The sequence below is a fragment of the Bradyrhizobium lablabi genome (assembly GCF_001440475.1).
GTDB classification, from domain to species: Bacteria; Pseudomonadota; Alphaproteobacteria; order Rhizobiales; family Xanthobacteraceae; genus Bradyrhizobium; species Bradyrhizobium lablabi.
On record NZ_LLYB01000055.1, the window covers coordinates 131,192 to 156,574 of the forward strand.

The following is a 25,383-nucleotide window of genomic DNA, read 5'->3' on the forward strand; positions in this document are numbered from 1 at the left end:
GCGAACCGGTCGCCACTTCGCTTGAAAACGCTTTAGGCCGGTTTCAACCTGCCGCTTCGTCGAATTCCGAACTGGCTTCCAGCCAATCTTCCTCGGCGCGCCGCAACGCGCTTTCGGCGCCGGCGCGCGCCTTGCTTAGTTGCGCGGCCTGCTTGGGATCGCGCGTAAAGATATCCGGCAAGGCAAGCGCAGTGTCGATCTTGGCGATGATGCCGTTGATGCGCTCGATTTCGGCCTCGGCTTCGGCGATGCGCTGCTTCAGCGGCGGCCGTCTCTCGCTCCTGACACGCTCGGGCTTGGCGGTCTCTTTGGGACGCTCGCGCGAACCGTTGCGCGCATCGCCGATCGACAACACCATTCGCCGGTAATCGTCGAGGTCACCGTCGTAGCTCGTCACGGTCTGATTGGCGACGACCCACAATTGATCGGCGCAGGCCTCGATCAGATAGCGGTCGTGCGAGACCATGATGACGGCGCCGGGAAAGTCGTTGATCGCCTCCGCCAGCGCCGCACGGCTGTCGATGTCGAGATGGTTGGTCGGCTCGTCGAGGATGATCATATTGGGGGCGAAGAAGGTGGCGAGCCCGAGCAACAGCCGCGCCTTCTCGCCGCCGGACAGACTCCTGACCAGGGTATCGCCGGCCTTGCCGGAAAACCCGATCGCGCCGGTGCGGCCGCGGATCTTGGTTTCGGGCGCGTCCGCCATCAGCCTGCGGACGTGATCGTAGGGCGAGGCATCGAGGTTGAGCTCGTCGACCTGATGCTGCGCGAAATAACCGACCGAGAGTTTGTCCGCGCGCGTGACCCGACCGGAGAAAGGCTGCAGCTTGCCCGCCAACAGCTTGACCAGCGTCGACTTGCCGTTGCCGTTGGAGCCGAGCAGGGCGATGCGGTCGTCGGTATCGACGCGCAGCGTCACGCGATTGAGCACCGGCTTTTTCGGATCGTAGCCGACCGAGACCTCATCGACGGCGATGATCGGCGGCGACAGCATTTTCTCCGGCGTCGGGAACGTAATTTCGCGCACGTCCTGGGTTACCAACGCGGTGACCGGCTTCATCCGTTCCAGCATTTTCACGCGGGATTGCGCCTGGCGGGCCTTGGAAGCCTTGGCCTTGAAACGGTCGACGAAGGCCTGCAGCCGCTTGCGCTCGTCGGCCTGGCGCTTGGCATGCTTGGCGTCCAGCATCTCGCGCATGGCGCGCTGTTCCTCGAACGAGGAATAGGTTCCCTTGTAGAGCGTCAGCTTGCCGCGATCGAGATGCAGGATCTGGTCGACCGAGGTGTCGAGCAGATCGCGGTCGTGGCTGATGACGATGACGGTGCGTGGATAGTTGGCCAGGTGGTCTTCGAGCCACAGCGTGCCTTCGAGGTCGAGATAGTTGGTCGGTTCGTCGAGCAGCAACAAATCGGGCGCCGAAAACAGCGTTGCCGCCAGCGCCACCCGCATGCGCCAGCCGCCGGAGAATTCCGAACACGGTCGCCCCTGGTCCTCGGCGGAAAACCCCAGGCCGCTCAGGATGGCCGCGGCGCGCGCCGGCGCGGAGTGCGCGTCGATGTCGACCAGGCGGGTCTGGATTTCGGCGATCCGGTGCGGATCATCGGCGGTTTCGGCTTCACGGAGCAGGGCGTCGCGCTCCAGGTCGGCCTTCAGCACGACATTGATGAGGCTCTCCGGGCCGTCAGGCGCCTCCTGGGCCAGGCTGCCGATGCGCCAGCGCGGCGGTAGCGTGATGCTTCCGGACTCGATCGGCAGGTCGCCGCGAATCGCATGAAACAGCGTCGATTTGCCGACGCCGTTGCGGCCGACGAAGCCAACGCGCGCGCCGGGCACGATCTGCACCGTGCTGTCGTCGATCAGGAGCCGCCCGGCAATCCGGACCGAAATATCCGTGATGGAAAGCATGCGGCCTTGTCACCGGAGCCGCCGCCAAACGCAACTCCTTTATCGGTAAAATACGGCTATGCAGCGGCCCTCAATGCAACTCGCCGTCGCGGCGGCTCAGCTCGTCGACGAGCTCGCGCAAACGCGGTGGCAGTTCGGTTTCGGTACGCATGTTTTGCTGTAGCCGTTCGCCGATGGCGTCGCAGATCGACACGCAGGTCTTGTGATCGATTTGCTCAAAATCGTTATTGATTCGGGTATCCATGGGCGGCCTCTGACGAGTTCCACCTCGCAGTGCACGCAAGGCTTGAGTTGTATTTGATGAATCAAGTCATGGCGGCGAAAATGGTTTCCCGTGCACAGCTCCATGCATTCGCGTGAAAGTAGTCGAACCACGGGTGGTCAATTGGTTCCACACAAAAAAAGCCCCGGCGCGGCGGCCGGGGCGTCAGTCAGGGGGAAAGCTCAAAAAATCTGGTCAGTAGCAGCGGTTGACCAGCCGCCAGCGAGGGCCCCAGGGGGTCGGAACCAGACGTCGCGCGTAGCAGCCGCCATAGCCGCCGGCGTAATAGGCCGGGCCGCCGATGAAGACGCGCGGGCCACCCCAGCCCCAACCGTGATGATGATGCCAGCCACCATGGTGCCAGCCGCCGGCCGAGGCCGATGTCGGCGCCAGCGCGGCTGCACCCAGCGAGGCCGCGGCCGCTGCAACGAGCGAGAGTTTGCGTAACATGATCGTCTCCTCAAAGTTTCGGTGCCAGTTGGCACCATCCGTGAGATCGGGTCCCGTGACGCCCGGGGCCGGCGGATGCACGTGCCCTGCGTTCGATCGTCCGTAAGGCTACGACTGCGAAGCTGAATGAAGGCGCCACAGCCGTTTCAGACAGGGTTCACCTCCATGAAATTGCGGTAATCTTTGCCGCCTACGGGGCGATGTGCCGCACGAAAGGACGGCAAAAAGGGGTGGCAGGCGCGTCACCGGGTCGCTTGCCGTCCTGAGGTGGCGCCGATATAAGCCCCCGCAACTCTCCCACCAGCGTTGTAAGGACGTAAGCAATGGCGATTGAACGCACTTTCTCGATCATCAAACCGGACGCGACCGAGCGCAATCTGACCGGCGCGGTCAACGCGCTGATCGAGAAGGCGGGCCTGCGGATCGTGGCCCAGAAGCGCATTCGCATGACCCGCGACCAGGCGGAAACCTTCTACGCCGTCCACAAGGCGCGTCCGTTCTTCGGCGAGCTGGTCGAGTTCATGACCTCGGGCCCGGTCGTGGTGCAGGTGCTGGAAGGCGAGGGCGCCATCGCTAAATACCGCGACGTGATGGGCGCCACCGATCCATCGAAGGCGGCGGAAGGCACGATCCGCAAGGCTCATGCGAAATCGATCGGCGAGAACTCGGTGCACGGTTCGGACGCGCCGGAGACCGCCGTGATCGAAATCGCGCAGTTCTTTTCCGGCAACGAAATCGTCGGCTGATCGATTGGAAGCGCGGCACGTGATGCCCGCGCGCAACCGCTAAAAACGTCTGGGGGATAAACGCTGTGAACTGGCTCTTGCAAATCTTTGATCCTGCAACGATCTCGGCTTTCTTCAGCCAGTTCCAGGCCGAGATGCAGCAACCCGCCTTCTGGGTCGCGCTCGGCAAGATCATGTGGATCAACATCCTGCTGTCGGGTGACAACGCGCTCGTCATCGCGATGGCATGCCGGGGCTTGCCGCCGCGCCAGCGGTTCTGGGGAATGATCCTCGGTGCTGGCGTCGCGGTTTTCCTGCGCATCATCTTCACCGGCATCGTCGTGACGTTGATGGCGTTGCCGTTCCTCAAGCTGGTCGGCGGTCTTGCGCTGCTCTTCATCGCGGCGAAACTGCTGGTGCCGGAACACGAGGGCGAGGGCGACACGGAAGCGGCGGCGCATCTGTGGGCGGCCGTGCAGATCGTGGCGATCGCCGACATCGTCATGAGCCTCGACAACGTCATCGCGGTTGCCGCCGCCGCCAATGGCAGCATTCCGCTGCTGGTCATCGGGCTTGCCATCAGCGTTCCCTTGATCGTCGCGGGTGCTGCGCTGATCATGGCGCTGCTGACGCGTCTGCCCGCTTTGGTTTGGGCCGGCGCAGGTCTTTTGGGCTGGATCGCCGGTGAGGTGATGGCGACGGATCCGGTGGTCGAGCCGAGGCTGCACGCTTTCTTCAACGGACCGGTCGGCGTCGGCCTCGATGGCTTCCTCAAATCGCTCGGCATGGGGCCGATGTTCGCCAACGGCGGTCATGGCGGCGAGATCGTGCTCGGGATCATCGGCATCGTCATCGTGCTGATCGCGGGAGCGATCTGGCGCAAGCGCAAGCTCGAGGGTGCGGCCGAGCATTCGGCTGCGGCATAACGCAACCGATTCGATTGCAAATGGCGGCGCGGGCAGCAGCCCGCGCTCGCGGCGCGGATGGCGCCCTGGGCCTCCATGGCCGTTCCACCCGGTAAGGCGTGGGAAATGCCGGGCGGCTGCCGATTGCCTTTGCCGCCACGCGGCTCCATACAGTTTCACATGACCGAACCGTTATTGGGGCGCAGCATCGATCGCCTTGAAGACGCGCGCTTCGTGCAGGGGCGCGGGCGCTACGTCGCCGATCTCGTGGCGCCAAATGCACTTCATGGCGTCGTCGTTCGCTCGCCGCACGCCCATGCCCGCATCGCCGCGATCAGCGCCGACGCGGCGCGGAAGATGCCGGGCGTTGCCGCCGTGCTGACGGGGGCCGACCTGGCCGCCGACGAGATCGGCCCCATGCCGTGCGCAGTGACCGCGATCCCGATGACGACGCCGCTGGTGGTGCCGCCCTATCACGCGCTGGCGCAGGGCGTGGTTCGCCATGTCGGCGAGCCGGTCGCGTTCGTGGTCGCGGCCAGCGCGGAGGCCGCGCGTGATGCCGCCGACGCCGTCGTTGTCGATTACGAACCACTGCCGCCGGTTGTGGCGATCGCAGATGCCATCTCGCCGGACGCAGCGTCGATCTGGCCCGAAGCGAAAAGCAACATCGCGTTCCAGTTCAACCGTGGCGAGATCGGCCCGGTGCAGGCTGCGATCCGTGACGCCGCCCATGTCGTCGAATGCGAACTGGTCAACAACCGCGTCGTCGCCGCGCCGATGGAGACGCGCGGCGCGATCGGGGAGTTCGACGCCGCGAGCGGCCGCCTGCATCTGACTGCCTCGGCCGCCGGGGCGCATGCGATCCGCGATCTGCTGGCCGGCGGCGTCTTTCGCATCGATAGAGAAAAACTTCGCGTCAGCATTCCCGATGTCGGTGGCGGCTTCGGCATGAAGAACGTGCTCTATCCGGAATGGGTGCTGGTGCTGTGGGCGGCGCGCCGGCTCGGCCGCCCCATCAGGTGGATCGGCGACCGAAACGAGGATTTCACCGGCTCCGCGCATGGCCGTGACAGCCTGATCCGCGTCCGCCTTGGACTCGATCGCGACGGCCGTTTCCTGGCGCTCGAGACAAAAGTGTTCGCCAATCTCGGCGCCCATGTCTCCACGGTAGGGCCGGGGGTGCCGACCATGGCGATGGCCAGCGCGATGGGCGGCGTCTACGACATTCCGCTGATCGCGTTCGAGACCAAAGGCGTGTTCACCAACACGACGCCGGTCGATGCCTATCGCGGCGCCGGTAAGCCGGAGGCGAACTATCTGATCGAGCGCTGCATCGATATCGCCGCCCATCAGTTCGGCATGGATGCGCTGAAGCTGCGGCGCAAGAACATCATGCGCCGTTTCCCCTACGCGAGCGCGATGGGGCTTACGGTCGAGCGGGGCAGCTTTGCCCATGCGATCGATCACGCGGCTACTGCCGTGGAGGGCTTCAAGGCGCGCCAGAAAGCTTCGCGCAAGAACGGCCGGCTGCGCGGTCTTGGCCTTGCCTGCTTTCTCGAAACCGCGCGCGGCCAGCCCAATGAAGTGGCGGAGGTGAGCTTTGGCGAGGACGGGCTGATCGACCTGAAAGTCGGCACGCATTCGAGCGGGCAGGGGCACGAGACCACCTACGCCCAGATCGCGGCCGATGCGCTCGGGTTGCCGCTCGAGCGCTTCCGGTTCCGGCAGGGCGATACCGACGATCTTGATTCCGGCGGCGGCCATGGCGGCGCGCGCTCCATGCACCAGGGCGGCACCGCGCTGTTGATGGCGGCGGAAGGGCTGATCGACAATGCGCGGCGACTGGCCGCCCGCCTGCTGCAGGCCGGCGTGGATGCGGTCCAGTATGAAGCAGGCGTGTTGCGCGTGGTCGCGACGGGGCAGGAGATCAGCCTCGACGAGGTGGCGCGCGCCTCCTATCAGTCGGCCGGCGACGACGTCGCGCCCGGGCTGGCGCACAGGGCGACGCATCTATGCGATCGCTACACCTTTCCCAACGGCTGCCACGTTGCCGAAGTCGAGATCGATCCGGCGACCGGTGAGGTAAGGCTCGATCGCTATGTCATCTTCGATGATTACGGCCGTCTGCTCGATCCGCGCCAGACGCTGGGGCAGGTCCATGGCGGCGTGGTGCAGGGCATCGGCCAGGCGCTGTTCGAGCAGGCGCTGTTCGATGCGGAGACCGGGCAGATCCTGTCGGGCTCGCTGATGGATTATGCGCTGCCGCGCGCCGGCGATCTGCCCGCGTTCGAGAGCGATCTCACGCCTGATTTTCCAAGCCGCGCCAACCGGCTTGGCGTCAAGGGCAGCGGCCAGGCCGGCGCCATCGCAGCACCCGCCACCATCATGAACGCGGTGATGAACGCGCTGGTGCCGCTCGGCGTGCGGCATCTCGACATGCCGGCAACGCCCTCCCGCATCTGGCAGGCGATCCAGACGGCGGCGCGCTCGCCGGACTCCGCACGAGCGGCCGCGGCGGACTGACGGGCCGCGGCTTCTGTTTTGCGCCAATGGCTATGTTTGCTGCATTTGAGCCAATCGTTATCCGTTCCTCGAAGGTGCGCCATTACGCGCAATTAAATTAAAGGTGTAAGGCTAAGTCATCCACCGGGCAGACCGCACGGATCCGGCTGCAATACCGTTTGTTAATCGCCGCGCGACCCCTGAGGACTATCGGTGATGAGAACGTCCGATGCGCTCTCGCTGTCCTCCAAACGGAATCGAGCAGATTATGCAGAAGCGGCGCCGTATCAAACAGACAACCACTCTCGAAGAGCGTCTCGCCGAAGAAGCCAAGCAGCTGCGCGCGGAAGCCGGGCTGCTGCCGCCGGGCCCGGTTCGGGACGGCCTGTTGCGGAGAGCTCGTCAGGACGAGACCGCTTCGCACATGACTGAGTGGTTGAACTCGCGGGGCTTGCAGCCGCCGCGAGGGTAATGCCGTTCAAGCGAACGGCTCTGCGTACCGTCGCGCAACCAGATCAAAGGCGAGGCCTTCGGTCGCGCGTGCGTCTCCTTTTGTCGGCCATCGCTTTTCGCTGACGACATAAGCGAGCTCGCCAGTCCTTATCGTCCGCCCCTAATCACAGCAAGGTGACGAATGACCTGATGACGCTGTCGTTGACATGCAGGTATTTACCTGCATATTATGTCCTCCATACGAGTGAGACCGATGCAGGCCGACAAGGTTTTCAAGGCGCTGGGCGACCCGACACGCAGAAAGCTGCTTGACCTTCTTTGCGAGAAGAACGGGCAGACGCTCGGCCAGCTTTGCGAAAACCTCGACATGGCCCGGCAATCCGCCACGCAGCACCTCGAAATCCTCGAGGCGGCCAATCTGGTGAGCACGGTCAGGCGTGGCCGGGAAAAGCTGCATTTCATCAACCCCGTGCCGTTGCACGAGGTCTACGAACGGTGGGTCCGGAAATTCGAACGACAGCGGCTCAGCCTGCTGCACGATCTGAAGAAAGAGCTCGAAGGAGAGTGACGATGAGCAAAGAGACGACCAGCTTTGTCTACGTGACCTATATTCGCTCGACGCCGCAGAAGGTGTTCGAGGCCATCACGAAACCGGACATCGCAAGGCGCTACTGGGGTCACGAGAACGTCTCTGACTGGAATCCCGGATCGAAATGGGAGCACGTCCGGGCCAACGATGAACGGACGGTCCAACTCGTCGGCAAGGTCGTCGAGGTCTCGCCGCCGGCTCGTCTCGTCATCACCTGGGCAAATGCGTCGCAGGCCGCCGATCCTTCCGCCTACAGCCGGGTGACGTTCGAGATCGAAGAATACGAGGACATGGTCCGTCTGACCGTCACCCATGACGAACTCGAAGCCGGCAGCGGGATGGCGAACGGCATCAGGAAGGGTTGGCCGGTCGTCCTCGCCAGCATGAAATCCTTGCTGGAAACCGGCCAAGGCCTCGATGTTTTCGCCAAGCCGAAATCGGCCTGATTTCTTGCCGCATCAAACAGGAACGGGAGAATGACAGTGACCAAGCTTTATGCCGGCGGATGTGCGTGCGGCGCGATCCGTTATGAGACGAGCAGCGAACCCATTGCGGAAAGCCACTGCCAATGCCGCGATTGCCAGAAACGAAGCGGCACGGGACATGGATCCTACCTGGTCTTTCCCCGGCGAGCCGACGTGGCAATTGCGGGCGAAGCGAAGAACTGGCGGGTAGCGGGCGACAGTGGCAACGAAAAGCTCCACGCCTTCTGCCCGACCTGTGGAACGCCGGTCTACCTGACATTCGTCGCCATGCCGGAGCTGATAGCAGTTCACGCCACCAGCCTTGACGACCCCGGCCAATTCCATCCGCAGATGGTCACCTACGGCATCCGCGGCCATGCCTGGGACACGCTGGATGCCTCGTTGCAGAAATTCGAGCGAATGCCGCCCGGATAGCTTCCGCCGGGAGCAAGACCAAACTGCCGACAATGTCAGGCAGGTCCGCGCAGGCTCGTGGCAAGCGGGAATCCTGAACCTAGATCGCGGCGCGCTTGCCCCGCCGCCCGCTTTCTTTCGCAGGCCATCGCCCCGTGTTGACGGCCGAGCGGACCACCTCGATCATGGTTTTGCGCACCTCGAGGAAGGCCTTGGTCCGCGGCCGGTCGGCAAGCGCGACCAGACCGAGCGCGCGCGTCAGCGGCGGATCGACGATGCGGCGCGCGTGATATTTCTCCGCCGCAAGATCGGCGAGAACGGTTGAGCGGGAGAGGATTGCACATCCAAGTCCGGCCTCGAGTGCCATGCGCAAGGCGGGCAGCGAGTCGACTTCGAGCGTTTCGCTCGGGATGATCTGATTGCGGAGGATCTGGGTCTGGATGATGGCGCGCGATGCCGGCAGCGGCGTCAGGCCAAGCACGCTCCGTTGCGGAATCGCGGAGAAGACGACCGGACTGGAAGACCGGCCGATCAGGCCTGGTTGTCCGACGAGGTACAGATCTTCGTCGAGCAGCAACTCGACGTCCAGGCGGGCATCCCTGGGCGGATTATAGGCGAGCGCGAGATCGACCGTGCCTGACAGGACTCGCTCGATCAGCGCCGGCGATAGCGCTTCGACGACCATCAGATGCACGCCTGGCGCGTTGTTGCGGACCGCCTGCATGATATCGAGTGCGACCAGGGCGATGCCGGTATGGCTAAGGCCGATGCAGACCGGACCGGCTGCTGCCTCGTTATAGGTCCGCACATCCTCTTCGGCCTTGCCGAGCGCCGACAACACCGCGCTGGCGTGCTCGTAAAGCCGCCGGCCGGCAGCGGTCAGCGCGATGCCACGCGGCCTTCGCTCCAGCAGCTTGACGCCGAGCTCGGTTTCGAGCGCGGCGACGTGGTGGCTGAGCGCCGACTGCGCGACATTGAGCGCCTCCGCGGCGCGCGACAATACGCCGGCATCGGCGATGGCGATGAAGTAGCGAAGCTGTCGCAATCCAAGCGCCATTGAACCGCTCCTTGCCATCGAATTATCAGAACAATCTGATCTTCATATTATATTTGTCAGATGTCTGGGCGCGCGGCAAGCTGGCCTGCAATCAACAAGGATTATCCCAGGGAGCGCCGGCGCATGGACCTGCCCGATAGCGTCGTCATCACCGAGGAGGGGCCTCGCGAAGGCTGTCAGATCGAGCCCGGCCCGATCGCCACCGCCGACAAGATCGCGCTGATCGACGCGCTCTCCGCCTGCGGCCTGCGCCGGATCCAGGTCGGTTCCTTCGTCAATCCGAAGCATGTGCCGGGTTGGGCCGACGCCGAGGCCGTGATGGAAGGGTTCACTGCGCGCGAAGGCGTCGAATACTCCGCGCTGTGGTTCAATGAGGGCGGGCTAAAGCGCGCGCTCGCGTTCGAGGACAAACTCACGCTCGCCGGATTCATCTCGCTGAGCGCATCCGAGCCATTCGCGATCAAAAACCTCAATCGCGACCGCGCCGGACAGCTCGATGCCATGCGCAACTATGTGCGCGTGCACCGACAAGCCGGTGTGCCGATCGCCAAGATCATCGTGATGGCTGCGTTCGGCTGCAATTTTGCGGGCGACGTCTCGCCGGCGAAGGTCGTCGAGACGGTGGCGGACGGGCTTGCGATTGCCCGCGAGGCCGGCGTGGAGGTGCGCGACGTTTCACTCGCGGATTCCATGGGCTGGGCTACGCCCCGGCGGGTCGCGGCCGCCGTCGGCGCCGTTCGCGAGCGCTGGGACGATTTGCGGATCGCGCTGCACCTCCACGACACCCGCGGGCAGGGCATCGCCTGCGCCTATGAAGGCCTGCGGCTTGGCGTGACTGCATTCGACGCGGCGGTGGCGGGCCTCGGCGGCTGTCCATTCGCCGGCCAGCCGGGCGCGCCGGGCAACATCGCCACCGAAGAACTCGCCTTGCTGTGCGAGGAGATGGGAATTTCCACGGGCCTCGATATCGAGGCGCTGATCGAGGCCGGGCGGCTTGCCGAGCGCATCGTCGGACACCGGCTGCCGAGCGCCGCGCTGCGATCGGGAACGCTCGCCCCATTCAGGAGATGCGCCGCATGACGAACTCTTCCAGGCCGCTTGCGGGGCTGAAGGTGCTCGATTTCGGCCACACCATCATGGGGCCGTGCGCGGGTGTGCTGTTTGCCGATCTCGGCGCCGATGTCGTCAAGATCGAGCCGGCCGACGGCGATCCGACGCGGCGGCTGCCGGGCTTTGCCGCCGGCTTCTTCGCGACCTACAACCGCAACAAGCGCTCGATCGCGATCGACCTGAAACGCCCCGAAGGGCAGGCGGTCGTTCATCGGCTGGTGAAAGACGCCGATGTCGTGCTGGAGAATTTTGGTCCGGGCACCATCGAACGGCTGAAGTGCAGCTGGGAGGATCTGCGCCAAATCAACCCGCGCCTCGTCTACCTCTCGATGAAAGGTTTTCTGAAGGGACCCTACGAGAACCGCGGTGCGTTAGATGAAGTCGTGCAGATGCAGTCCGGGCTCGCCTACATGACGGGACCGCCGGGTCGGCCGCTGCGCGCCGGTGCGCCTGTCATCGACATTCTCGGCGGCGTGTTCGGCGTCGTGGCCGCGTTGTCGGCGCTGCGCGAGCGCGACGTCACCGGCGTGGGGCAGAAGGTTGCAAGTTCGCTGTTCGAGAGCGCGACCTTCATGCTCGGCGCGGTCGTCGTCGGCAGCGCGGTGACGGGCGGGCCGATGCCGCCGATGCCGGCACGGAAAAATGCCTGGGGCGTGTATGACGTTTTCACCGCTTCCGACGGCGGTCAGGTCTTCATCGGCTGCACCTCTGATGGCCACTGGCGGCGCTTTTGCGATGCGTTCGGCTTCGACGAATGGCGCGACGATCCGAGGCTTACCGGCAACGCCAATCGCTGCGAGGCGCGCGAGTGGATGCTTCCCGAACTGGAGCGGCGGATCAGCAAATTGCCGCTGAACGAAATCCTCGAAAAGTGCGAGGCGGCGCGGGTCGCCTATTCGCGGGTGGGGCGGCCTGATGAATTGTCGATCGATCCGCATCTGCTCGCCAATGGCGGGCTGCTTGCGACGGCCGTCTCAGCGTTCGGCGGCGGGCCGCTGGTCGGAATCCCCGCGCTCCCGGTGGAATTCGGCGAGGCGCGCGAGCGGCCGGGCCTTGAGCGCCAGCCGCCGCGGGTCGGCGAGCACGCCGATGAAATCCTGCAATCCGCCGGATATTCGGAGCGTGAAATTGCGGATCTGCGTTCAGCCGGCGTGCTGGCGGCGGTGGTGAGCGTGCCCGCGTAGAAGCGAACAAAAAGAGCGGTTCAACCGCCTTCGCAAAACAAAAATGGTCAGGGAGGAGACGGAACATGATTTCCGACAGGCTGTTTCGAGGGAAGGCACTACGTCTCGGCGTCGCAGTCATCGCGATGGCGCTGGCTGCGGTGATGTCGAGCGCTGGCGCACAGCCATACCCGTCGCGGTCGATCACCATCCTGGTCGGCTATTCCGCGGGCGGGCAGGCCGATGCGCTGGCCCGGATCATCGGCAAGCAGCTCGGCGAGAACCTCAAAGTATCAGTCGTCATCGAGAACAAGACGGGCGCCAACGGCATGATCGCGGCGCAGGCGGCCGCACGGTCCGAGCCTGACGGCTATACGGTTCTGATGGTGACGGATGCGATGGTCACGATCGATCCGCACCTCGCCACCAGCAACCATTTTGACCTTTCGACGGCGATGGAGCCGGTCGTCAACGTCTCATGGTCGCCGCTGCTGCTGGCCGCCGCCAACAATGTGCCGGCGAATTCGGTGGCCGAGCTGGTCGCGCTCGGCAAGCAGAAGACGCAGAATTTGAGTTTCGGCAGCTCGGGCAGCTCGACGCCGCACCGCCTCGCCGGTGAGATGCTGCAGAAGTCCGGCGGCTTCACCATGACCCACATCCCCTACAAGGGAACGGCGGCTTCGGTGAACGACCTCCTGGGAGGGCAGATCCCGCTGCTGTTCGGCGCGCCGACGGCGGTGGAGCCGCTGGCGACCGCGGGGAAGATCAAGGTGCTCGGCGTCACTTCGGAGAAGCGCTATCCGCTGCTGCCCAATGTGCCCGCGATCAGCGAGACGTTCGAAGGCTTCAAGATCATCAGCTATATCGGCTTCATGCTGCCGAAGAAGACCCCGGCGCCCGTGATTGCCACGCTGAACAAGGAAGTGAACCAGATCCTTGGCACAGACACGATGCGCGGCTGGCTGGACAAGCAGGGCATGGTCGCCGTCGGCGGCACGCCCGACGATTTCAAGCGCCAGATCGCGGTCGACTATCAGGCGCGCGGTGAGCTGGTTCGCGCGCTCGGCATTACGGCCGAGTGAGAACGTGCTTGCCGTCGAGCGCTGCCTCAGGCGCTCTTTGATTTCTTCCGAGCGCGTGAGGTCGCGCGCGCCGAAACATTCAGCGCGGCGGCCTCGCGGATGAGCGCCTTCAACGCCTTTTCATCGATCTTGTCGCCCTGGTGGAAATCGATGGCGCGCCGGGTGTTGCCTTCGAGGCTGGAGTTGAAGAGGTCTGTCGGGTCGTCCAGTGCGGCACCCCTGGCGAAGGTCATCTTCACGACCGCCTTGTAAGTCTCGCCGGTGCAGATGATGCCTTCGTGCTCCCACACCGGCACGCCGCGCCATTTCCACTCTTCGACCACGTCGGGAACTGCCTGCTTGATGATGCCCCGGATGCGCGCGAGCGTCTCGCCGCGCCAGTCGCCGAGCTCCTTGATCCGCGCATCGATGTGCTGAGCGGGAGAGCTTCCGCCTTTCGCTTCACTCGCGCCGCTCTTCTTTATCATCATGGTTTTATTCTTCATGGTTGTTGCCGATAACCTTCCGCGACCTTCGCTGACATTCGGTTCAGGGCGATACTTCGCAACCCCAGCCGTCGTATTCGCCGCCGAGCTCAGTAACCTTTCGAAACAACGGAACGACGGTCTCATCGATTCGTACGGGCTGATCTATTCTGTAGAACTCGACGCGGAATTGGCCATTGGCGTCCGGCTCGTCGGGGGCGCTTTCGACGGTGAAACCCTCGCCTTGAACGTAACCTGCAAGCGCGGCTTGTGCCTTCGGGTTCGGAAGCAAGGCAAGGTGATCGATCTTGCGCTCGTTGCTCACGTTGTCGCCGTTCTTTTCCAGTTGCTGACAGACACGGCGGTTCATGATGCGTTGAAAGTCAATTTCTGACGGGTACAAAAAGTCGAAATACGTCTGCCACTCCTGGTCCGCGCGGGTGCCCGTTTCGTACTCGTAGGCAGGAAACTCTCGCATCGCGGCTTTGGCCGTCGTCTCGAAGTTTATGGGATCGGCAACATAGAAATAGAAATCCCTGTTTCCGCTGGACGTGTTTCGACCAACGAAGACCGCCGCTCCATTCTCGACGATCTTTGCCGTTACGCGGTCTTCCAACGCAATGAGATCGTCGAACTCATCCTGGCTGGAGAGGCCGTCCTCCCGTGGGCGGAGCATCAAAACGCGGAGGTAACCCATCGTCGCATGACTTCTGATGGGAGCATCCTTGCTTATTCCCAAGTCGATAAAGATCGACGCCGGCTCGCCGTCGACGCGAAGAGAATAAAAGTCCCAGTCATCGCTCATGCATCACTCACAATCGTTCGCCGGGCAATTGGCTCGCCTGCTTCACCCAGGCGACAAATTGCGCTTCGTCAAGGTCATCCTCATGGATGTCGAGATAGCGCACTTCCTTGTGCTTGGACTCGCCTGAGGGGACAGGGCGCAGCGAGGTGCCGCGGAAGAAAGTCACTTTGACGTACTTGGTGAAGCAATGAAAGCTGAGGAACCAGGGGCCCTGTTCCTCGACACCATAAAACGGCGAATTCCATTTGACCGCCTTGTGCACGCCGGGGACGGTGCGCACGATGAGTGCGTCGAGCTGGCGCCCGAGGTCGCGCTTCCAGCCCGGCATGGCCGCGATGTAGGCCTGTACCGGCGCGTCGCCGTATCCCTTCGCGATCTGAGGGTTGCCGCCCGAGAGCAACGCCGGCTTTGCAGCGGAAGGTTTGGCGGCGGCCTTCTTTGCGGCCTTTGCCGGTCTTTTCGACGTTGTTTGTGCCATGGCGTTCAGTCCTGTCGACGACGCTTCAGCCGCTGCGCCATTTGGCGGCATAGGGCAGCGCGAACATGTACAGGCCGGTGAGCAGAAGCAAGATCAACGGCAGCAGCGCCAGCAGGCCCACCCAGACGGCTGGTTGCCCCTGCGTCATGGCGACGATGTTGGCGATGACGGCCACCGTGAAGGCAATGGATAGCCAACGGTGGATCTGCCGTATCAGATTGTTCCAGTTCAATGAGACCTCCTTTGAAGACGAGTACAAGCGCAACGCGGTGGTTCAATCCGGCCGTGCCACCAGCTCTTCCAGTTTTTCGAAGAACTGCTTCCATCCGGCATGGGCGCCGCCATAGGCCTGCTTCTGATCTGGCCGGAAGCCGGTCTGCTCCATGCGCAGGAGGGTGCCGGTGCGCGTTGGCGTCAACGTGAAGGTCACCACGCTCTGCAGCGCGAAGGCCGCGTCGTCATGGTTGAAATTCCAGGTGTAGGACAGCGCCTTGTTCGGCTCGATGGCGAGCACCTCGCAGTCGAGCACGCCGCCCCATTCGCCGCGCAGATTGAAGCGGTGGCCGACGGCAGGCTTGAAGTCGTTCTTCATCAGCCACTCCTCGATCAGATGCGGCTGTGTGAGCGCGCGCCAGAGCTTTTCCGGCGGATGAGGCATCTCGCGTTCGACGACGACGGAACGCGTTTCGGTCGCAGCACTATTGATCATTGGTCCATCCGTTTGAGCAGGTCTTCGAGATCGTCGAACCGCCGCTGCCAAAACCCCGCCATCTCGCTGGTCCAGTCGATCAGCGGGGCGAGGGCGCCGAGCTGCGCGCTGTAGTGCGTTTGCCGGCCTTCATGGCGGTCGCGCACCAGCCCGGCCTGCTTCAGCACGCCGAGATGTTTTGAGACGGCCGGCTGCGAGATGCCGGCCCGGGCCGTAAGCGCACCAACGGTCTGCTCGCCTTCGCGGCATAGGCGCTCGAAGATCGCCCGGCGGGTCGGATCGGCGAGAGTTCGAAAGAGCACGTCGTGGGTGTTTGGCATCGGAGATCGATAACCTTTGGGTTATTGGTTATCTATAACCGCGGAGCTATGGATTGGTCAAGCCCGGAACGTGCTTGTAAGGTGGATTTTCAAGCTCCGCAAGAAAGGCAGTTTGGCGGGGTCTCTATCCGTGGCAGGTGGGCATATCCCGTTGGTTATGTATCGTCTGGAATCTGATGGTCCGTTGTGGCGGAGCGGGACGCTCATATATTGAACCTCCGATCGGGAGAGTTCGATGGAAGCGACCAGCCGCAAGGCCCATTGGGACAACGTCTACACGACGAAGGGCGAGAACGAGGTCAGCTGGTTTCAGCAAAGCGCGGCGCCTTCGCTCGACCTGATCGTGCAGGCGGGCGCAACGGACGAGTCCGCCATCATCGACATCGGCGGCGGCGCGTCGCGGCTGGTCGACAGTCTCGTCGAGCAGGGCTTTGAGGATGTCACGGTGCTCGACCTGTCCGCCGCGGCCTTGACCGTCGCGCGCGGCCGGCTTGAGAGTCATCTCGGCGCCGGCGCAGACAAGGTCAGGTGGATCGTCGCTGATGTGACGACCTGGAAGCCGGCGAGGGTCTACGATATCTGGCATGACCGGGCCGCGTTCCACTTTCTCACCGACGCCAGCGACCGCGAAGCCTACATCGCCCGCCTGGGGGATGGCCTGAGGATCGGCGGTCACGCCATCATTGCCACCTTCGCGCCCGACGGCCCGGAAAAGTGCAGCGGCCTGCCAGTCGCGCGCTATGACGGCGAAAGTCTCGGACGGACCCTCGGCGCCGCGTATCAGCTGCTGCACACAGAGCGGCACGAGCACGCGACGCCCTGGGGCGCGCGGCAGGCCTTCCAGTTCAGCATCTTCAGGCGCGAGTTCTGATCGCCGTCCTAATGCGCCATGCCGCGGGCGACTTCCTGACAGGCCTCCATGCAGCGGCGGCAGCTTTCGGCGCAGATGCGGCAATGTTCATGCATGGCGGCGTGCTTCTGGCATTCCTCCGCGCACAGCCGGCAGGCGGCGGCGCAGACGCTGAGCATGCGGCGCATCACTTCGTCGTCGGAGCCGGTCCGGCGGGTCATGATGCGGCCGGTGATGTTGCAGATGTCGGCGCAATCGAGATCCAGCCGGATGCACTGGGTCAATTCCTGCACCATGCGCTCGGACAGGCAGGCATCCGCACAGGAAGTGCAGATCTGGGCGCAGGAGTAGCATTCCTCGATGCAGCGGATCAGGGCGTCGTTGACCTCGCCCTGGACGGCCGGGTGGGTGCCGATCATTTCGCGGGCATGCATGGCTTAAACTCCTTGGCTGAAGGCGGACCGCTACCGGGGGCGGCCATCCCTTCAAGTCGCGGCAATCAAAAATGTTCTGACCGGCCCGAATTCGGGCTCGGGGATGGTTGCGACCTTGCTCCGCCTGTTTATGTTAAGGAAACCCGCGACTTCGTGATGGAACTTCGCTTCCCATCACGGGCCTTGGTATGCGAAACTGGCGCCGTGAAACGTTCGATCCATCTTTGCCGGCTGCTGGCGGTCCTCGTGATCGTCGGCCTCGTCATCGCCCCGCTTACGGCGCGGGCGAATACGACTGGCATGGCATCGATGGCGATGACGTCGATGGCCGATGACGCCGCCATGTCCGACGACATGCCGTGCTGCCCGGATAAATCGGTGCCGGCCGATTGCGACCAGTGCCCGTTGATGGCGCTGTGCGTGTCGACGACGTTGCAGGCGCCGCTGTCGGCCGGCGTCACCGAAATCCGGCCCGTGACGCTTCGAACGCTGCTCCCCGGCAGCGATCCCGAAGTGGAAGGCGTTGGATATTCGCCTCCGCCCAAACCTCCCCGATCCCTGGTCCTTTCGGCGTAACGCCGAATCGTGCGCGGCGCCTTGCGGCGCGCGTGCCCCATGCCGCCATGGCGCGGCTGACCCAGGAAATCGAGGATATTACGATGAAGCCCATTCCGTTTTCGCGCGGCCTGCGGGTCGCGCTGACCGGTGCTGCCCTGAGCTGCGCCGCCACCGTCGCGTTCGCCGACATCAAGGATTACGAATTCAAACTGGTCGAGCCGACCGTCAAGGTCGGCCCCGGCCAGACCATCGCGGTCAAGCTGGAAGACAAGCGGACAGGAAAGGCCGTGCCCGACGCGGTGATCTTTGCGACGCGTCTGGATATGGCGCCGGATGCCATGCAGGAGATGGTGAGCGAGCTGACGCCGCTGCCGGGATCGGAGCCGGGCACCTATCGCTTCAAGGCCGATTTCACCATGGCCGGCCGCTGGCAGCTATCGCTCGGCGCCAAGGTGCAGGGCGAAACCGGCACGGTTGACAACAAGCTCGTCATTCAGGCCGACAAATGAAGCGGTCCGTTCAGATTGCGATCGCTGCTGCCGTGACGGCGGCCGTGATCGCCGGCGTTCTCGCGCGTCCCTATCTCTCGCCGGGCGGCGAGACGAAGCATGCGCATGTCATCGCCCAGGCGCGCGAACCGGCGGGCGCTCCGATCTATTATCAGGATCCGGACGGCAAGCCGTTTTATTCGCTGACGCCGAAGAAGACGCCCGACGGCCGCGACTACCGCGCCGTGCCCCGCGGTGCCGACATCAGTTTTGACGATCCGGAGGAGGAGAGCGCGGCGGCCGCGCCGACCGGCCGAAAGATCAGGTACTACCGCAACCCGATGGGCCTGCCGGATGTCTCGCCGACGCCCAAGAAGGACTCGATGGGGATGGATTACATCCCGGTCTATGAGGGCGAGGACAGCGACGACGGATCGGTCAAGGTCTCGCCGGGCAAGATCCAGCGCACCGGCGTCAAATCGGAGCCGGCCGCCCGTCGCGTGATCCGCTCGACGGTTCGCGCGCCCGGCACCATCCAGCTCGATGAACGCCGGGTCTCGGTGATCGCGATGCGCGCCGAGAGCTATGTCCAGAAGATCGCCGACGTCACGACCGGAAGCCACGTCGTCAAGGGCCAGCCGCTGATGGAAATCTATAGCCCCGCGGTTTCATCCGCCGCGGCGGAATACATCTCGACGCTGAACTCAAAAGTCACCGGCGGCGGCGAGGGACCCTATGGCAGGGGATCGCGCCAGCGGCTGATGAATCTCGACGTCCCGGAAGCGGCGATCGTCGCCATCGAGAAAGGCCGCAATGTTCCGATCGGAATCGAATGGACCTCGCCGCGCGACGGCATCGTTCTTGAACGCAACGCCGTCGAGGGCATGCGCGCCCAGCCGGGCGAGACCCTGTTCAGGATCGCCGACCATTCGGTGATGTGGGCCATGATCGACGTCGCCGAACGCGATCTCGGGGCGATGGCCGTGGGCCAGCGCGCGATCGTGCGCGCCAGAAGTTTTCCCGGGCGCGAGTTCGCAGGCAAGATCAACGTGATCTATCCGGCGATCACGAAGGAGACGCGGACGGCGCGGGTGCGGGTCGAACTGTCCAATCCAGATCTGCTGTTGATCCACGACATGTATGTCGACGCCGAGATCGAGACCGGCAGCGGGACGGCCGTGCTCGCCGTTCCGGAAAGCGCTGTCATGGATACCGGCAGCCGGCAGGCGGTGCTGGTCGACAAGGGAGAAGGGCGGTTCGAGCCGCGCGAGGTCAAGCTCGGGCATCGCGGCGATGGCTATGTCGAGATTCGCCAGGGCCTTGCCGACAATGATCCGGTGGTGACGTCAGCCAATTTCCTGATCGATGCCGAAAGCAATTTGAAGGCGGCGCTGAAAGGCTTTGCCGAGGGGACCCAGCCATGATCGCCCGTCTCATCGCGTGGTCGGCGCGCAATTTGCTGCTGGTGTTCTTCGGCACCGGCTTTGCCGCCGCCGCCGGCCTCTATGCGCTTGCACATCTGCCGCTCGATGCCATTCCTGATCTCTCGGACACCCAGGTGATCGTCTACACCGAATATCCGGGGCAGGCGCCGCAGGTGATCGAGGACCAGGTCACCTATCCCCTGACGACGGCGATGCTCACGGTGCCGCGCTCCAAGGTCGTGCGCGGTTTCTCGTTCTTCGGCGTGTCGTTCGTCTATGTCATCTTCGAGGACGGCACCGACATCTACTGGGCGCGCTCGCGCGTGCTCGAATTTCTCAATAGCGCGGCGTCGCGGTTGCCCGCCGGCGTGACGCCGACCATCGGCCCCGACGCCACCGGCGTCGGCTGGGTCTACCAATATGCGGTGATGTCGAAAGAGCTCAATCTCTCCGACACCCGCGCCATCCAGGACTGGAACCTGAAATTCGCGCTCGCGAAAGCGGAAGGCGTCGCCGAGGTCGCGAGCGTCGGCGGCTTCGTGCGGCAATACAACGTCGTGCTCGATCCGCAGCGGATGCGCGATCTCGGCATCACCATGCAGAAGATGCGCGACGCGATCCGCGCCAGCAATGCCGATGTCGGCGGCCGCACCGTCGAACTCTCCGAATTCGAGTATGTGATCCGCGGCAAGGGCTATCTGAAAGGGATCAACGACCTCGGCAACGTCGTACTCAAGGCCAGCAACGGCACGCCGGTGCTGCTGAAGGATATCGCCCGCGTCGAGCTCGGACCGGATGAGCGCCGCGGCATCGGCGAACTCAACGGCGAGGGCGAGGCGGCCAGCGGCATCGTGCTGCAGCGTTTCGGCGTCAACGCGCTGGATGTCATTCAGAACGTCAAGAAGCGCTTTGCGGAGATCGCATCGAGCCTGCCGAAATCGGTCGAGATCGTGCCGGTCTACGACCGCTCGAACCTGATCAACGCCGCCATTGCCACGCTCAAGAACACGTTGCTGGAGGAGTGCATCATCGTTGCGCTGGTATGCATTGTGTTCCTGCTGCACATCCGCAGCGCGCTGGTTGCGATCCTGATGCTGCCGGTCGGCGTGCTAATGGCGTTCGGCGCCATGAAGCTGCTCGGCATCGGCTCCAACATCATGAGCCTGGGCGGGATCGCGATCGCGATCGGCGCGATGGTCGATGCGGCGATTGTCATGATCGAGAATGCCCACAAGCATCTGGAGCGGGCAGAGCCCGGACAATCCCGCGTGACGATCCTGATCGAGGCGGCATCGCAGGTCGGGCCGGCGCTGTTCTTCAGCCTGTTGATCATCACCGTCTCCTTCATGCCGATCTTCACGCTGGAATCGCAGGAGGGGCGGCTGTTCAGCCCGCTCGCCTTCACCAAGACCTTTGCGATGGCGGCGGCGGCGCTGTTGTCAGTGACGCTGGTGCCGGCGCTGATGGTGTTGTTCGTGCGCGGAAAGATCATTCCGGAGCACAGGAATCCGATCAATCGCTTCCTGATCTGGATCTATCGCCCGGTCATCAAGGGCGTGATGCGCGCCAAGATTCTCGTGATCCTGATCGCGGTCGGCATTCTGGCGGTGACGATATGGCCGGCGCGGCAACTCGGCACCGAGTTCATGCCCAACCTGAACGAAGGCACGCTGCTCTATATGCCGACCACGCTGCCGGGGCTCTCCGTTACCAAGGCCAGCGAATTGCTGCAGACGCAGGACCGCATCATCAGGAGCTTTCCCGAGGTTGAGTCGGTCTATGGAAAGGCCGGCCGCGCCGCGACCGCGACCGATCCGGCGCCGACCGAGATGTTCGAGACCATCATCAACCTGAAGCCGAAATCCGAGTGGCGGGCAGGGCTGACGCTCGAGAGCCTGACGGCGGAGATGGACAAGGCGCTGCAGTTTCCCGGCGTCTCCAACGCCTGGACCCAGCCGATCAAGGCGCGCATCGACATGCTCTCGACCGGCATCCGCACGCCGATCGGCGTCAAGGTGATCGGTACCGATCTGGTCGAGATCGACCGTTTAGCCAAACAGGTCGAGCAGGTGCTGCGCACCGTGCCGGGCACATCCTCGGCCTATGCCGAGCGCGGCATCGGCGGCTACTATCTCGACATCGTGCCGGACCGCGCGGCGCTGGCGCGCTACGGCATCGTGGTTCAGGACGTGCAGGACGTCATTGCCACCGCGCTCGGCGGCCAGACGGTGACCACCACGGTCGAGGGCCGTCAGCGCTTCTCCGTCAACATGCGCTATCCCAGAGACCTGCGCAGCGATCCCACGGCCATCGCACGCGAGGTGCTGGTGCCGATGCCGGCCGGTGGCGCGGTGCCGCTCGGCGAGGTCGCCAAGGTCTCGCCGGCGCGCGGGCCGACCACGATCCGTACCGAGAACGGTCAACTCGCGACGTACGTCTATGTCGACATCCGGGATCGCGACATCGGCGGCTATGTCGCCGACGCGCAGGCGGCGGTGAAGGCCAGCATCCAGTTTCCACCCGGCGCCTACGTCATGTGGAGCGGGCAGTATGAATATCTGGAGCGGGCCACGGCGCGGCTCAAGATCGTGGTGCCTGTGACGCTCGCGATCATCTTCCTATTGCTCTATCTCAACTTCCGCTCGCTGACGGAAACGCTGATCGTGATGTTGTCGCTGCCGTTTGCCCTCGTCGGCGGCCTCTGGCTGATGTGGTGGCTCGGCTTCAACCTCTCGGTGGCGGTCGTGGTCGGCTTCATCGCGCTGGCGGGCGTTGCCGCCGAGACCGGCGTGGTGATGCTGATCTATCTCAACCAGGCGCTGGACGAGCGGCGGGCGCGCAAGGCGGCCGAAGGCGGTGCGCTGACGCGCGACGACCTCTACGACGCCATCATGGAAGGCGCGGTGGAGCGCGTGCGTCCGAAGATGATGACCGTGGTCGCGATCATGGCCGGCCTGTTGCCGATCATGTGGAGCACCGGCACCGGCTCGGAGATCATGCAGCGCATCGCCGTGCCGATGATCGGCGGCATGATCTCCTCGACACTGCTGACGCTGATCGTGATCCCGGCGATCTACGCGCTGGTGAAGGGCGCGGAGCTTGGAAAGGTTTCTGTAACGAAAGTTGAACCCGGACAAGCAGGAGCCACTGTAACCTAGGCGCTGTTTGCGACGTGGCTGAACCGGCCGTTTGGTGGTGGGCTTCCACTCCAAACGTGTGATGCGTTTCACCATTGCGGCAAAAGAGATCGGATAGGTTCGGCTTGCCCGGCTGCGCCGGGCGTGGCGTCCGCTGATCCATTCGGATCGCATCCATTTTGGGTCGCATCCATCGTGGGTCCGATTTGCATGCTCCGTTCCAGGAGGAAAACATGCCAGATCCTGCAAGAAGTCATGCCGTGGTCATTGGCGCCGGCATGGCCGGCCTGACCGCCGCTCAGGCGATCTCCAGGCATTTCGGAAAAGTCACGGTCATCGAGCGGGACGTCCTTCCCGCCGAGGCGGCGCCGCGGAGGGGGACGCCGCAATGCCAGCACGCCCACATGCTGCTCGCGGGCGGGTTGAAGGCGCTGCAGACGCTGTTTCCGGGGTTTGAGAACGATCTGGCGGAAGCTGGCGCGGTGAAGATCCGTGCCGGTAAGGATCTTAGGTTCGAGCGCCCCGGGTTCGACCCATTCCCTATTCGCGATCTCGGCTTCGATATTTTCAGCATGTCGCGCCCGCTGCTCGAAGCCGTTACGCGACGGCGCGTCCTGCAGGCCCCGAACATAGGTATTTGCATGCGCTCCCGCGTGACAGGACTTGTCGCCTCGCGCGATGCGAGGCGAATCAAGGCGATCCGTTATGAAACCGGAGATGAGCCTGCTGTGACTGTCGAGGCCGACCTGGTTGTCGAAGCCTCCGGCCGCTGCGGCCTGACGCTGCAACTGCTCGAAGAGCTTTCTCTCGAGAGGCCGGAAGAAACCGAGATCGGCATGGATCAGGCATATGCAAGCACCATCGTCGAGCGGCCGATCGATCACAATGCCGACTGGCTCGGCAATATCGTGCTGCCGTCCGCACCCGCCAGCAGCCGCGGGGCGTTCCTGTTTCCGATCGAGAGCCAGCGATGGCTGCTTTCCGTCGGAGGCAATCATGGCGATGCGCCTCCGGGCGACCGCGCGGGATTTATGGATTTCGTCAGGAGCCTGCGCACGCCGACGATCTATGACGCGGTCAAAGACGCCTGTCCGCTGACGGATATCGTTCGCTATCAGTTGCCGTGCAGCACTCGGCGACATTTCGAGCGCCTGGAGTCGTTTCCGACAGGGCTGCTGGCGATCGGCGATGCGTTCTGCCGCTTCAACCCGGTGTTCGGCCAGGGCATGAGCGTGGCCGCACAGGAAGCCGTGATCCTGGACCGGTTGTTGGCGGAAGACGTCCCCGAGGAGCGGCTGGCGCGTGACTTCTTCGCGGCCATTCAAAACACCATCGCGGCACCGTGGGGCGTTGCCGTCTCCGATTTCGTCTACCCCGCCACGCGCGGTGTCCGGCCCGCCGACTTCGCGCAGCGCTTGCAATACGGCATTGCCTTGACCAAACTCGCCGCTGATGATCCCGAGGTGCATCGCCTGACGGTGGAAGTCTCGCAACTGCTCAAGCCGCAGGCCGCGCTGCGCGAGCCGGCGCTTGCGGCGCGCGTGATGGCGCTGATGTAATTGATTGATACGGGAGAGGCCGCGGTGGAATTTGTTACCGTCCGGAACGGAGCGATCGAACTCAATGTAGCGGTCGCCGGCTCGGGTCCACTGATCGTCTGCGTCCACGGCTTCCCGGAACTCTGGTACTCCTGGCGGCACCAGATCGCGCATTTCGCGGCACGGGGATTCCGGGTGGTCGCGCTCGACGTGCGCGGCTATGGGCGAAGCTCGAAGCCAGGAGAAATCACGGCGTATACGATGCGTCATCTCGCATCCGACGTCGTTGCCGTGATCGAGCACCTGGGAGATGGCCCGGCCATTCTGTTCGGCCACGACTGGGGCGCACCCATCGTGTGGCACACCGCACTGCTTCACCCCGACAGGATCAGGGCGGTCGCCGGCCTCAGCGTGCCGTACCGGCCGCGCGGACCCGTACCCTTCATCGAGCTTGCGCGATCTCTCTACAAGGGGCGCTTCTTCTATCAGCTCTACTTCCAGCAAGAGGGCGTCGCGGAGGCGGAGCTTGATGCGGACGTCGCGAGCGCCCTGCGCAAGACGTATTACGCGCTGTCCGGGGCGGCGCCCCACAACAAGTGGCTCGAGCCGAAGGCTCCGGAGGCAAGGTTGCTCGATGGGCTCGTCGATCCGAAGCCGTTTCCAGGCTGGATGGAGGAGGCCGATCTGGCCGTCTATGTCGATGCCTTCAGGGCAGGCGGCTTCCGCGGCCCGCTCAACCGATACCGCGCGCAAACAATCGACTTTGCCGAGCTGGCCGAATTGAGCGGACGCAACATTACGCAGCCGTCGGCCTTCATCGCCGGCGAACGCGATCCCGTGCGCGCCTTCGTCCCGGGCGTCGACCTTTACGCCGAGCCCGGAATCGCCTGCTCTGATTTTCGCGGCTCCACCATCATCCCCGGTATCGGACATTGGGTGCAGCAGGAAGCGCCAAAGGAAACTAACGCGGCGCTCGAAGCGTTCGTGCGGGGGCTATAGCGCGGGCGGTACCTCGGAAAAGTTCGCACGCAGCCTGCCGGCGCTTGCTGCGGCCAGAAAGCACGATGACAACTTCCAGCGATGGTGGCAGAATGGT

The 25,383-nt window shown here is 64.0% G+C and carries 27 protein-coding genes; 16 read left to right on the forward strand and 11 right to left on the reverse strand.

What is annotated here, in order from left to right:
* Positions 1-43 precede the first annotated feature (43 nt).
* From CQ14_RS10390 to CQ14_RS10395, 3 genes are all read right to left on the reverse strand, one after another.
* A complete protein-coding gene (locus CQ14_RS10390; protein WP_057857801.1) occupies positions 44-1,906 on the reverse strand; it encodes an ABC-F family ATP-binding cassette domain-containing protein in 1,863 nt (620 codons plus the stop codon).
* Between the two features lie 70 nt (positions 1,907-1,976).
* Positions 1,977-2,150, reverse strand: a complete 174-nt coding sequence (locus CQ14_RS44565) for a hypothetical protein (protein WP_199805497.1) — start codon at positions 2,148-2,150, stop codon at positions 1,977-1,979.
* A 213-nt stretch (positions 2,151-2,363) separates the two neighbouring features.
* Complete coding sequence (locus CQ14_RS10395; protein ID WP_057857856.1) at positions 2,364-2,618, reverse strand: hypothetical protein; 255 nt, start codon at positions 2,616-2,618, stop codon at positions 2,364-2,366.
* 323 nt (positions 2,619-2,941) lie between these two features.
* On the opposite strand from CQ14_RS10395, the gene ndk reads away from it, so the two are divergent.
* The 6 genes from ndk (at position 2,942) to CQ14_RS10430 (ending at position 8,691) form a co-directional block, all read left to right on the forward strand.
* Positions 2,942-3,364 carry a nucleoside-diphosphate kinase gene (gene ndk, locus CQ14_RS10400; protein ID WP_057857802.1) on the forward strand — a complete coding sequence of 141 codons (423 nt, stop codon included), beginning with the start codon at positions 2,942-2,944 and terminating at the stop codon, positions 3,362-3,364.
* A 65-nt stretch (positions 3,365-3,429) separates the two neighbouring features.
* A complete protein-coding gene (locus tag CQ14_RS10405; RefSeq protein ID WP_057857803.1) occupies positions 3,430-4,269 on the forward strand; it encodes a TerC family protein in 840 nt (279 codons plus the stop codon).
* Between the two features lie 159 nt (positions 4,270-4,428).
* On the forward strand, positions 4,429-6,771 hold the full coding sequence (locus tag CQ14_RS10410; protein ID WP_057857804.1) for a xanthine dehydrogenase family protein molybdopterin-binding subunit: 2,343 nt from the start codon (positions 4,429-4,431) through the stop codon (positions 6,769-6,771).
* A 685-nt stretch (positions 6,772-7,456) separates the two neighbouring features.
* Positions 7,457-7,771: an ArsR/SmtB family transcription factor gene (locus CQ14_RS10420; RefSeq protein WP_028346460.1), complete on the forward strand. Its 315-nt coding sequence runs from the start codon at positions 7,457-7,459 to the stop codon at positions 7,769-7,771.
* Between the two features lie 2 nt (positions 7,772-7,773).
* Entirely contained in the window at positions 7,774-8,238 is a 465-nt protein-coding gene (locus CQ14_RS10425) for an SRPBCC family protein (RefSeq protein WP_057857806.1), read from the forward strand.
* Between the two features lie 36 nt (positions 8,239-8,274).
* Positions 8,275-8,691 carry a GFA family protein gene (locus CQ14_RS10430; protein WP_057857857.1) on the forward strand — a complete coding sequence of 139 codons (417 nt, stop codon included), beginning with the start codon at positions 8,275-8,277 and terminating at the stop codon, positions 8,689-8,691.
* Positions 8,692-8,770: 79 nt separating this feature from the next.
* Here CQ14_RS10430 and CQ14_RS10435 read toward each other — a convergent pair whose 3' ends face one another.
* Positions 8,771-9,727, reverse strand: coding sequence for a LysR family transcriptional regulator (locus tag CQ14_RS10435; RefSeq protein ID WP_057857807.1), 957 nt, complete (start codon positions 9,725-9,727; stop codon positions 8,771-8,773).
* Between the two features lie 123 nt (positions 9,728-9,850).
* Between CQ14_RS10435 and CQ14_RS10440 the strand changes: the two genes are divergently transcribed.
* From CQ14_RS10440 to CQ14_RS10450, 3 genes are all read left to right on the forward strand, one after another.
* Positions 9,851-10,807 carry a hydroxymethylglutaryl-CoA lyase gene (locus tag CQ14_RS10440; protein WP_057857858.1) on the forward strand — a complete coding sequence of 319 codons (957 nt, stop codon included), beginning with the start codon at positions 9,851-9,853 and terminating at the stop codon, positions 10,805-10,807.
* The gene (locus CQ14_RS10445) at positions 10,804-12,021 is read left to right on the forward strand and encodes a CaiB/BaiF CoA transferase family protein (protein WP_057857859.1); all 1,218 of its coding nucleotides are present in this window, start codon (positions 10,804-10,806) and stop codon (positions 12,019-12,021) included. The genes CQ14_RS10440 and CQ14_RS10445 overlap by 4 nt, the downstream gene beginning before the upstream one ends.
* Positions 12,022-12,086: 65 nt before the next feature.
* Complete coding sequence (locus tag CQ14_RS10450) at positions 12,087-13,082, forward strand: Bug family tripartite tricarboxylate transporter substrate binding protein (protein ID WP_057857808.1); 996 nt, start codon at positions 12,087-12,089, stop codon at positions 13,080-13,082.
* A 26-nt stretch (positions 13,083-13,108) separates the two neighbouring features.
* On the opposite strand, the gene CQ14_RS10455 is transcribed toward CQ14_RS10450, so the two are convergent.
* From CQ14_RS10455 to CQ14_RS10480, 6 genes are read right to left on the reverse strand one after another with little or no spacing between them, the layout of a single operon-like run.
* Entirely contained in the window at positions 13,109-13,567 is a 459-nt protein-coding gene (locus CQ14_RS10455; protein ID WP_057857809.1) for a DUF1801 domain-containing protein, read from the reverse strand.
* Positions 13,568-13,610: 43 nt separating this feature from the next.
* Entirely contained in the window at positions 13,611-14,351 is a 741-nt protein-coding gene (locus tag CQ14_RS10460) for a DUF695 domain-containing protein (protein ID WP_057857810.1), read from the reverse strand.
* A 7-nt stretch (positions 14,352-14,358) separates the two neighbouring features.
* Positions 14,359-14,829, reverse strand: a complete 471-nt coding sequence (locus CQ14_RS10465; RefSeq protein ID WP_057857811.1) for a DUF1801 domain-containing protein — start codon at positions 14,827-14,829, stop codon at positions 14,359-14,361.
* A 25-nt stretch (positions 14,830-14,854) separates the two neighbouring features.
* Entirely contained in the window at positions 14,855-15,061 is a 207-nt protein-coding gene (locus tag CQ14_RS10470) for a hypothetical protein (protein ID WP_057857812.1), read from the reverse strand.
* A 42-nt stretch (positions 15,062-15,103) separates the two neighbouring features.
* Positions 15,104-15,538, reverse strand: a complete 435-nt coding sequence (locus tag CQ14_RS10475) for an SRPBCC family protein (RefSeq protein WP_430650163.1) — start codon at positions 15,536-15,538, stop codon at positions 15,104-15,106.
* A complete protein-coding gene (locus CQ14_RS10480) occupies positions 15,535-15,858 on the reverse strand; it encodes an ArsR/SmtB family transcription factor (protein ID WP_057839992.1) in 324 nt (107 codons plus the stop codon). Before CQ14_RS10480 ends, CQ14_RS10475 begins: the two co-directional genes overlap by 4 nt.
* 235 nt (positions 15,859-16,093) lie before the next feature.
* Between CQ14_RS10480 and CQ14_RS10485 the strand changes: the two genes are divergently transcribed.
* On the forward strand, positions 16,094-16,729 hold the full coding sequence (locus CQ14_RS10485) for a class I SAM-dependent methyltransferase (RefSeq protein ID WP_057857813.1): 636 nt from the start codon (positions 16,094-16,096) through the stop codon (positions 16,727-16,729).
* An 8-nt stretch (positions 16,730-16,737) separates the two neighbouring features.
* On the opposite strand, the gene CQ14_RS10490 is transcribed toward CQ14_RS10485, so the two are convergent.
* On the reverse strand, positions 16,738-17,142 hold the full coding sequence (locus CQ14_RS10490; protein ID WP_057857814.1) for a four-helix bundle copper-binding protein: 405 nt from the start codon (positions 17,140-17,142) through the stop codon (positions 16,738-16,740).
* A gap of 204 nt (positions 17,143-17,346) precedes the next feature.
* On the opposite strand from CQ14_RS10490, the gene CQ14_RS10495 reads away from it, so the two are divergent.
* The 6 genes from CQ14_RS10495 to CQ14_RS10520 all read left to right on the forward strand — a co-directional run bounded on the left by CQ14_RS10495 (position 17,347) and on the right by CQ14_RS10520 (position 25,286).
* Positions 17,347-17,718, forward strand: coding sequence for a hypothetical protein (locus CQ14_RS10495; RefSeq protein WP_057857815.1), 372 nt, complete (start codon positions 17,347-17,349; stop codon positions 17,716-17,718).
* Between the two features lie 83 nt (positions 17,719-17,801).
* Entirely contained in the window at positions 17,802-18,209 is a 408-nt protein-coding gene (locus tag CQ14_RS10500; protein ID WP_057857861.1) for a FixH family protein, read from the forward strand.
* Positions 18,206-19,612 (forward strand): efflux RND transporter periplasmic adaptor subunit, encoded by a 1,407-nt coding sequence (locus CQ14_RS10505; protein WP_057857816.1) that lies wholly within the window; start codon positions 18,206-18,208, stop codon positions 19,610-19,612. Before CQ14_RS10500 ends, CQ14_RS10505 begins: the two co-directional genes overlap by 4 nt.
* A complete protein-coding gene (locus CQ14_RS10510; protein ID WP_057857817.1) occupies positions 19,609-22,770 on the forward strand; it encodes an efflux RND transporter permease subunit in 3,162 nt (1,053 codons plus the stop codon). The genes CQ14_RS10505 and CQ14_RS10510 overlap by 4 nt, the downstream gene beginning before the upstream one ends.
* Before the next feature lie 212 nt (positions 22,771-22,982).
* Positions 22,983-24,308, forward strand: coding sequence for an FAD-dependent oxidoreductase (locus CQ14_RS10515; protein ID WP_063800330.1), 1,326 nt, complete (start codon positions 22,983-22,985; stop codon positions 24,306-24,308).
* 24 nt (positions 24,309-24,332) lie between these two features.
* Complete coding sequence (locus CQ14_RS10520; protein WP_057857862.1) at positions 24,333-25,286, forward strand: alpha/beta fold hydrolase; 954 nt, start codon at positions 24,333-24,335, stop codon at positions 25,284-25,286.
* Positions 25,287-25,383: the final 97 nt, after the last annotated feature.

Bases quoted from the DNA above. Each gene is read 5' to 3' on its own strand.
- CQ14_RS10420 (WP_028346460.1), top strand. From the start codon at position 7,457: ATGCAGGCCGACAAGGTTTTCAAGGCGCTGGGCGACCCGACACGCAGA.
- CQ14_RS10410 (WP_057857804.1), top strand. From the start codon at position 4,429: ATGACCGAACCGTTATTGGGGCGCAGCATCGATCGCCTTGAAGACGCG.
- CQ14_RS10510 (WP_057857817.1), top strand. From the start codon at position 19,609: ATGATCGCCCGTCTCATCGCGTGGTCGGCGCGCAATTTGCTGCTGGTG.
- CQ14_RS10480 (WP_057839992.1), bottom strand. From the start codon at position 15,858: ATGCCAAACACCCACGACGTGCTCTTTCGAACTCTCGCCGATCCGACC.
- CQ14_RS10505 (WP_057857816.1), top strand. From the start codon at position 18,206: ATGAAGCGGTCCGTTCAGATTGCGATCGCTGCTGCCGTGACGGCGGCC.
- CQ14_RS10475 (WP_430650163.1), bottom strand. From the start codon at position 15,538: ATGATCAATAGTGCTGCGACCGAAACGCGTTCCGTCGTCGTCGAACGC.
- CQ14_RS10485 (WP_057857813.1), top strand. From the start codon at position 16,094: ATGGAAGCGACCAGCCGCAAGGCCCATTGGGACAACGTCTACACGACG.
- CQ14_RS10455 (WP_057857809.1), bottom strand. From the start codon at position 13,567: ATGAAGAATAAAACCATGATGATAAAGAAGAGCGGCGCGAGTGAAGCG.
- ndk (WP_057857802.1), top strand. From the start codon at position 2,942: ATGGCGATTGAACGCACTTTCTCGATCATCAAACCGGACGCGACCGAG.
- CQ14_RS10440 (WP_057857858.1), top strand. From the start codon at position 9,851: ATGGACCTGCCCGATAGCGTCGTCATCACCGAGGAGGGGCCTCGCGAA.
- CQ14_RS10390 (WP_057857801.1), bottom strand. From the start codon at position 1,906: ATGCTTTCCATCACGGATATTTCGGTCCGGATTGCCGGGCGGCTCCTG.
- CQ14_RS10500 (WP_057857861.1), top strand. From the start codon at position 17,802: ATGAAGCCCATTCCGTTTTCGCGCGGCCTGCGGGTCGCGCTGACCGGT.
- CQ14_RS10450 (WP_057857808.1), top strand. From the start codon at position 12,087: ATGATTTCCGACAGGCTGTTTCGAGGGAAGGCACTACGTCTCGGCGTC.
- CQ14_RS10425 (WP_057857806.1), top strand. From the start codon at position 7,774: ATGAGCAAAGAGACGACCAGCTTTGTCTACGTGACCTATATTCGCTCG.
- CQ14_RS10435 (WP_057857807.1), bottom strand. From the start codon at position 9,727: ATGGCGCTTGGATTGCGACAGCTTCGCTACTTCATCGCCATCGCCGAT.
- CQ14_RS10460 (WP_057857810.1), bottom strand. From the start codon at position 14,351: ATGAGCGATGACTGGGACTTTTATTCTCTTCGCGTCGACGGCGAGCCG.
- CQ14_RS10445 (WP_057857859.1), top strand. From the start codon at position 10,804: ATGACGAACTCTTCCAGGCCGCTTGCGGGGCTGAAGGTGCTCGATTTC.
- CQ14_RS10465 (WP_057857811.1), bottom strand. From the start codon at position 14,829: ATGGCACAAACAACGTCGAAAAGACCGGCAAAGGCCGCAAAGAAGGCC.
- CQ14_RS10490 (WP_057857814.1), bottom strand. From the start codon at position 17,142: ATGCATGCCCGCGAAATGATCGGCACCCACCCGGCCGTCCAGGGCGAG.
- CQ14_RS44565 (WP_199805497.1), bottom strand. From the start codon at position 2,150: ATGGATACCCGAATCAATAACGATTTTGAGCAAATCGATCACAAGACC.
- CQ14_RS10395 (WP_057857856.1), bottom strand. From the start codon at position 2,618: ATGTTACGCAAACTCTCGCTCGTTGCAGCGGCCGCGGCCTCGCTGGGT.
- CQ14_RS10515 (WP_063800330.1), top strand. From the start codon at position 22,983: ATGCCAGATCCTGCAAGAAGTCATGCCGTGGTCATTGGCGCCGGCATG.